The following is a 6874-nucleotide window of genomic DNA, read 5'->3' as shown; positions in this document are numbered from 1 at the left end:
CCCGACGCCGACTAGGATGCCTCCCATGCGTGATGAAGTTCCCCTTTGGAGGTATGCTCCTTGCTCGCGTTCTGCCTGCATTCGCCCTTTGCGCCAGCTGCTGGCCTGAATTGCACAACGTCTGCCGGCGGCTTCCAGCTAAGTTTCCGAGGCAGGAAACGGGAGAGAGGAAATGGCCTCAAATCGCAGATGGTTGGCAGCCCTGTCACTGGCCCTCAGCCTTGGCGGGTGCAGCAATGGATTGTCGCAGCTCTCGTCGCTGCCCAGCTCGCCGGTAAGCACGTACCGCGTCGGCGTTGGGGACGAGTTGCGGGTAATGATCCCGGAACTGACTGAAACCAACAGCGCAAGCGTCACCTACATCGTCAACGAAAGCGGCAATTTGTCGCTTCCAGTGCTGGGTGACGTTCCCGCCAGCGGCAAGACAGTTCCCGATCTGCAGCGGGACTTGGTACAACGTCTGGTCGGCGCGCGGCTGCTGAGCGCACCCACGGTCAGCATACAGCCCGTTCGCCTGCGCCCGATTTACGTGCTGGGCGAGGTTCAGAGGCCAGGTGAGTATGCCTTTAGCCCGGGCATGTCGGTACTTGCAGCCGTCGCGGCGGCAGGCGGCTACACCTTCCGCGCACGGGAAACCCAAGTGGGTATCACCCGCATCGTGGACGGCAAGCAGATCACCGGACGAGCAACCGAAAACGACATGCTTCAGCCCGGAGATGCCGTCCGCGTTTATGAGCGGTGGCTGTGAAACGGCTCATCCGTCAAGGAACCATACTTGCCGGGACGCTGACCATAACGCCGTTCACGCCTGTCACTGCCGCGGCGCAGGAACTGACGCCGGTCGCCTCGGTGCTCGGCATCCAGGACCAGGAGTATGAGCCGCGCCCTGTCAATCTGCTGGGCGGGAACGTGTTCGTCGGCGCCACAGCTCAGCTCGAATATGATAGCAACATCTTCGCTCAGGAGTTCGCAACGACGGATGACCTCAAGGTCATCGTCCAGCCCTATGCCTTATTGCGCAAGCAAGCAGGCGCTTTCGACATCACGGGATTGGCGCGGCTCAACGCGCGCAAGTTCTTCCAGAACGCCAGCGAAGACGCTGTCGGCGGGGACGCCGAAGCCGGTGTCCGGTGGCAGCCCACAGATGCCGATCTCGTCGCGTTCCAGGCAGCCTATCGCCATATCGTCGAAGACCGCGGCGAGCCGGAGGGGCGAACCGATCCGCGGCTCGGACCGCGCGAGCTCGACGCTCTCGAAGGAGAGGTGGAGCTGGCACATGAATGGTCCAGGCTGGGCGTCAGCGTGCGGGGGCTTGGCGCACGATTGCGCTACGACGACCAAAGCGATCGAGCACGCGACCTCGATCGTTACGCCGCCCTCCTCCGGCTGAGCTATCGGGTGTCCGGCACCCTGCGAGGCTTCGGCGAGGCGACCATCAGCAGGCGCGATTTCCGCTTGACGGCAATCGGGGGCCAAGACCGCGACGCGACAACGTATTCAGGCCGTATGGGAATCGCTGTCGATCCGGGTGGCTTCATACGCGGCGAGGCGGCGGTGGGGCTCTACCGCTTTACGCCTGACAGCCCGCAGTTCGACTCCCGCAACGGCTTTTCAGCGCAGGCCAGCCTGATCTACCAGCCGCGCCAGCGCCTCGCTTTCACGCTGGACGGCTTCGTGGGTGATGTCGCCACGTATCGCACAGGAGCGCAGTCCCGACAGGACACGCGCGTGCAATTCGGCCTTCAGCAAGAGCTGTTCCATAACCTGCGTTGGCAGGCGAGCGCAGTGTACCGCCGCAGCGCCTACTTCGGGACCGGCATTCGTGAGCGGACTTACGCAGGTATCGGCGAAATCGAGTACCTGGCCAGCCGCCGCGTTCGGTTCGGCATCCTTGTTCGAGCCGCCGAGCGCAACAGCAGCGCCCCCCTTGAAGACTTTGAACGCGCAAGAGCAGCCTTGCAGCTGAAGGTGTCACTATGACCTGCACCGCGCTGCTGACGGAAGGAGTGGTTGGATGCTGATGGGGCGCTCTCGCATTCCGAGCATCGTCTTCGTTCTGCAAGGCCTTGGTGCTGGAGGTTCGGAACACATCGTCAGCCAGCTGTGCAACCATTTCGCAGCCAAGGGATGGAAGGTCACACTGCTGGCTTTCGACGAGCGGGAGAGCATACCTTACTACGACCATCACCATGCGGTGCAGGTGTTGGCACTTGGCCTTAAGTCGAAGCGGCAAGGCCCTCTGGCCGCGCTAGGCTACAGCCACGCTCGCCTCAGGCTGCTCCAAGCCGCCTTCAAGGTAATCTCGCCCGATCTCGTCGTGAGTTTCCTCACCCGTACCAACGTACTGAGCGTGCTGGCGGCTGGCCGGAACGGACCGCCGGTCCTGGTGTCGGAACGCAACAATCCGGCATTGCAGAAGGTCGGCCCGGTCTGGGAGCTGTTGCGAAGGCACACATATGCCCGCGCCGCCGGGCTGGTGACGATGACGCATGGGGCAATGGGCTATTTCCCGCCCAACATGCGGAAGCGATCCTGGGTTATTCCCAATCCATCCACCTTGCCCAGTGGCGCGGCGCAGCGAAACACTGACGGCCACACTATCGGTGCTGTCGGTCGCCTTGTTCCGCAGAAAGGGTTTGACCGCCTCATCGATGCTTTCTCTCGCTGTGCGGATCTCATTCCCGAGTGGCGCCTTGTGATCTGGGGCGAAGGGCCTGAGCGGAGCGCTCTGGAGTGTCAGCGCGACAGCCTCGGCCTCACTGACCGCATCGTGCTGCCTGGCATCACTCGCGAAGCGGGCGAGTGGATAGGGCAAACCGATATCTTTGTCCTGTCCTCGCGCTTCGAGGGCTGGGGCCTTGTGCTCAGCGAAGCCATGGCTGCCGGACTGCCGGTTGTCTCCACAAACTGCGAGTGGGGACCGGGTGACATGATCGAGCCGGAAAAGAGCGGGCTGCTGGTTCCGAACGGCGACGAGGCCGCTCTGGGCGCCGCCATCCTGCGCCTTTGCGGCGACGATGCCCTCCGCGACCGGCTGGGCGGTGCTGCCCGAGAACGCATGGCCGCATTCGAGCCTGCCAGAGTGCTGAAGCTGTGGGAAGCAACGATCGAGCAGCTCATTGATGAAACCGTGGGAGCGAAACGATGATGGCGAACCAGAACATCAAGTCCCTGCTACGCGCGGTACGCCGCCGCTACTGGCACGAGCCCCAACTGCGCGCCGCAGCCACGCGCGCGGACGCCATCTTGGTATCCTTCCCTAAGAGCGGACGCACATGGTTACGCTACTTGCTGTCCTGCTATCTTGCAGAACTTGCTGAGCTAGGCTTCCAGCCCGATCTGGCCAGCACCTTTCGCGTTCTGCCCAACTTCGACCGCAGCCGCCACCGTGGGATCAACGGTTTCGCCGGCAAACGCCCGCAGCTGCCGCTCATTCTCGTCAGCCACCTACCGTTCAATGAGCGAATGTTTCTGCAGCGCCCGATCATCTTCCTGGTCCGCGACCCCCGAGACGTGATCGTATCCGCATACTTCCACGCGACGCGCCACAAGCGCGTATTCGAAGGATCTATCGGCGCGTTCCTGGACAACTCGACCTATGGCCTGCCCGCCCTGATCGCCTTCACAAACGGCTGGGCGGAGGCGCTGTCGACACGCGAACACCTGGTGCGAAGCTATGAAGACTTGCACTCAGACACGCAGTCTGCGGTCGCTGGCATACTCGACTTCCTGAACATCGCAGTCGAGCCCGCTTTGCTGCAGCGGGCTATCGCGCTGGCACAATTCGACAAGATGCGCGCTCGGGAGCAGGAGCAAGGCATACCCGATCACGACTATGACAGGGGTGACACCCAGAGCCTACGAATGCGCAGTGGCAAGGCTCATGCTTACGGAAACGTCATGTCTCCAGCGGAAGTGGCTCACGTCCTCGACGCCTGTGCCGAAGGGCTCACCCAACTCGGGCGCAGCTTGCTTGCTGCTACCGGCGTAGAACTTGGTGCCACTGCGATGCAGGTGCGGGGGTGAAGCCGGTGCGCATCTGCTCCATCCTGACCAGTTTCACGACAGGCGGGGCCGAGACCTTGGTCGAGAACCTGTCGGCGACGTTTGCCGCGCGCGGCCACTACGCCTCGGTGCTTTCGCTCAGCGACGCCGCACAGGTGGGCAACCCGGCAAATATCGAACAGCAGATGCGCGAGCGACTGCATCAGGCCGGCGTCGATACGCAATCATTGGCACTCGAGAACAGGCGCAACATCGTGACCGGCACCCTGGCGTTCCGCAAAGCGCTGCAGAGCGTAAAGCCCGACATCATTCATAGTCACACGGCCGGCGCCCTGCCCATACTTGCTCTTGCGGCAGCACGGGTTCCCGTTGTCCTTACGCATCACAACAGCCGCCTGAGTTTCCCTCCCCGGGCATATTGGATGTTCGACCGCATCGTCAGCCGCTATGTTGCCATCAGCGAACAATGTAAGCTGCAGACGCAGCACCATGCCCGCCGGCCAGTCCATACGATCCTTAACGCTGCCAGCCCGCGCTTCCGGGCCAGTACAGCGCGAAGTGCGCCTGCCAGACACCCGATCATCCTGGCCGTTGGCACGCCGTCGGAGCAAAAGGATTATGCCACGCTGGTAAGGGCGGCGGCTCATCTGCGCGAAGCGATGCAGCCTCTGGGACGAAGGCCGCTGATCCAGATCGTCGGCGGCGGCGCATGGGTGGAAAGCCTGCGCGAACTGATCCGAAAGCACGGCGTGGTCGATATCGTCGAGGTGACCGGCGCACGCAGCGACGTGGATGCGCTGATGCGGGAGGCGGACGTACTCGTGAACTCATCCTTGTGGGAGGGTTTCCCGATCGCTATGATCGAAGCATCGATGTCAGCCCTGCCGATCATCGCGACGGACGTTGCGGGCAATCGGGAGATGGTCACGGATGATGTCAGCGGCCTGCTTATTCCGCCGCGCGACCCACGCGCCCTTGCCCGTGCATTGGTTCGCGTGCTCAACGATGCGCAGCTCTATCGCAAACTTTCGGTGGGAAGCTTGGCCGCGGCGCAGCGCTTTTCCATCGAACACTGCGCCGACGAGCACCTGTCGCTTTATCGAGAAGTCACGGACGAAAGTACTCCTTATCACGATCAACAGGTGCCTACTGGCCAGCGAGACGCTGCGTGAGGATCGCCGCCATCAGCGACGTGCACGCAGTAGGCTCTGCCTTTGCGGAGGCACTGGAGGCTGCCCGTAGGGAGGGGTTCGATCATCTGCTCATATTGGGCGATCTCCTGACTTATGGCGTTGCGCCGGAAGAGACCGTCGCCCTCACCCGCCAAGCGGTGGACCGAGACGGAGCGATTCTGCTTCTGGGCAATCACGACCAGCTCTATCTCGACCTGGCGCAGGGGCGCACCGCCTACAGAGATGGGTTGCCGGACTGGCTGCGCGAGGCGATCGACTGGACCACCGAGCGAATGGAAGTGGACTCGTTTCGTGCACTACCCTGGCGGGAGTCCTGGGTCGCCGGTCCTGTGTTCGCCGCCCACGCCAACCCCTTCGCATTCGGCGACTGGACTTACCTGAACGATGAAGCTTCGATGGAGCAGGCGAGCGTGGCTCTTGCGACACGCGAAGGGCTCTACGGCCTCTTCGGCCATACGCATCGCAGCCGCAGCTACTGTAGTGGCCGGGCAGAAGTTCACACGCTGCCCTCGCTCGGCCAGCCCCGCCATAGAAACGATCCGCTGCTGCGCTGGACGATGGCTCAGATCAGCGACAACGGGCTGACGCTCACAAGCCATCCGGTGCCGTTCGATCGTGCAGCGCATTGCCGTGCGATCAATGCCACTTCCATGTCCTCCCAAACAAAGAGCCGTCTATGCAGCTGGTTCCTCTGAAAGCGCTCGTCACTGGCGGCGGCGCCCTGCTTGGCCAAGGCATCATCAAAGCGTTGCGAGGCAGTTCCCTTAAGGCAGAGATCGTCGCCGTCGACCCCAACCCCCTGTCTTCGGGGCTCTACTGGGCTGACAAGGGCTATCGCGTGCCTATGGCCTCGCAGCCGGATTACCGACAGGCGATCTGGGACATCCTTGAGCGCGAGCGCCCCGACACGCTCCTTGTCGGTACCGATGTGGAACTCGCCTTCTTCGCAAAGGAACGCGCCGCGATTCAGGAGAGGTTCGGCACGATTGTCCTTATCAGCGATCCGCAAGTCGTCGCCGTCGCGGAGGACAAGTACGAAACCTACCGCTTCATGCAAAGCAAGGGGTTTAAGCCGCCCGCCTCAGCCTTGCCCGAAGACGCAGAAGCGCTGTCTCGTCTGGTCACTGAGGTTGGCTTCCCCCTCGTCGTAAAGCCGCGGGTCGGTGCCCGATCGGCAGGGGTATCCGTCGTCCACGACGAAGCAGATCTCGCGCGCACTCTGGAAGGACGGGATGGCCTGGTCGTGCAGGAATGCGTTGGCAGCGACGATACCGAGTATACGGCAGGCGTGCTTGTTTTCGACGGCCGGACGCAAGCATCAATTGTGCTGCGCCGGGACTTGCGGGACGGAAACACCTACCGGGCGTACGCCGGCAACTACTCTGATCTCGATGCTCAGGTACAGGCCTTCGGAGAGGCGCTTGCCCCCTTCGGCCCAGCCAACTTCCAGTTCCGTACCGATCCGGATGGCACAGCTCGCGTCTTCGAGATCAATGCGCGCTTTTCCGGCACCACGCCAATGCGGGCGATGCTCGGGTTCAACGAAGTGGAAATGTGCATTCGCAAGCTCTTGCATGGAACGAGGATCGAGCAGCCACAAGGACGGCCTGGTGTCATCCTGCGCTACCTTCAGGAAATGTACGTTCCCGAAGAGCAGATCGCGGCGATGGTCTGAC

The 6874-nt window shown here is 62.5% G+C and carries 8 protein-coding genes (1 of these 8 running past the window's edge); all 8 read left to right on the top strand.

Features of this window, described 5'->3' with window-relative positions; all coding sequences use genetic code 11:
* On the top strand, positions 1-15 hold the final stretch of the coding sequence (locus ABVV53_RS14680; protein ID WP_353985175.1) for a sulfotransferase family protein. It extends 846 nt beyond the left edge of the window; the window shows 15 of its 861 coding nt (coding positions 847-861); the start codon falls outside the window, past its left edge; the stop codon is at positions 13-15.
* Between the two features lie 157 nt (positions 16-172).
* Complete coding sequence (locus ABVV53_RS14675) at positions 173-748, top strand: polysaccharide biosynthesis/export family protein (RefSeq protein ID WP_353985174.1); 576 nt, start codon at positions 173-175, stop codon at positions 746-748.
* Positions 745-1980 carry an outer membrane beta-barrel protein gene (locus tag ABVV53_RS14670; RefSeq protein WP_353985173.1) on the top strand — a complete coding sequence of 412 codons (1236 nt, stop codon included), beginning with the start codon at positions 745-747 and terminating at the stop codon, positions 1978-1980. Before ABVV53_RS14675 ends, ABVV53_RS14670 begins: the two co-directional genes overlap by 4 nt.
* Positions 1981-2014: 34 nt before the next feature.
* Entirely contained in the window at positions 2015-3148 is a 1134-nt protein-coding gene (locus ABVV53_RS14665) for a glycosyltransferase family 4 protein (protein WP_353985172.1), read from the top strand.
* The gene (locus tag ABVV53_RS14660; RefSeq protein ID WP_353985171.1) at positions 3145-4026 is read left to right on the top strand and encodes a sulfotransferase domain-containing protein; all 882 of its coding nucleotides are present in this window, start codon (positions 3145-3147) and stop codon (positions 4024-4026) included. The genes ABVV53_RS14665 and ABVV53_RS14660 overlap by 4 nt, the downstream gene beginning before the upstream one ends.
* A gap of 5 nt (positions 4027-4031) precedes the next feature.
* The gene (locus ABVV53_RS14655; protein WP_353985170.1) at positions 4032-5177 is read left to right on the top strand and encodes a glycosyltransferase family 4 protein; all 1146 of its coding nucleotides are present in this window, start codon (positions 4032-4034) and stop codon (positions 5175-5177) included.
* Positions 5174-5893 (top strand): metallophosphoesterase family protein, encoded by a 720-nt coding sequence (locus tag ABVV53_RS14650; RefSeq protein ID WP_353985169.1) that lies wholly within the window; start codon positions 5174-5176, stop codon positions 5891-5893. Before ABVV53_RS14655 ends, ABVV53_RS14650 begins: the two co-directional genes overlap by 4 nt.
* On the top strand, positions 5875-6873 hold the full coding sequence (locus ABVV53_RS14645; RefSeq protein WP_353985168.1) for an ATP-grasp domain-containing protein: 999 nt from the start codon (positions 5875-5877) through the stop codon (positions 6871-6873). Before ABVV53_RS14650 ends, ABVV53_RS14645 begins: the two co-directional genes overlap by 19 nt.
* The last annotated feature ends 1 nt before the right edge of the window (position 6874 follow it).

The organism is Novosphingobium kalidii (genome assembly GCF_040534015.1).
GTDB lineage: Bacteria > Pseudomonadota > Alphaproteobacteria > Sphingomonadales > Sphingomonadaceae > Novosphingobium > Novosphingobium kalidii.
This window is presented reverse-complemented; position numbering and strand designations above follow the sequence as displayed.

What these genes read in the sequence shown, in the direction of transcription:
- ABVV53_RS14675 (WP_353985174.1), top strand. Translation starts at nt 173, where the DNA reads ATGGCCTCAAATCGCAGATGGTTGGCAGCCCTGTCACTGGCCCTCAGC.
- ABVV53_RS14665 (WP_353985172.1), top strand. Translation starts at nt 2,015, where the DNA reads ATGCTGATGGGGCGCTCTCGCATTCCGAGCATCGTCTTCGTTCTGCAA.
- ABVV53_RS14660 (WP_353985171.1), top strand. Translation starts at nt 3,145, where the DNA reads ATGATGGCGAACCAGAACATCAAGTCCCTGCTACGCGCGGTACGCCGC.
- ABVV53_RS14645 (WP_353985168.1), top strand. Translation starts at nt 5,875, where the DNA reads ATGCAGCTGGTTCCTCTGAAAGCGCTCGTCACTGGCGGCGGCGCCCTG.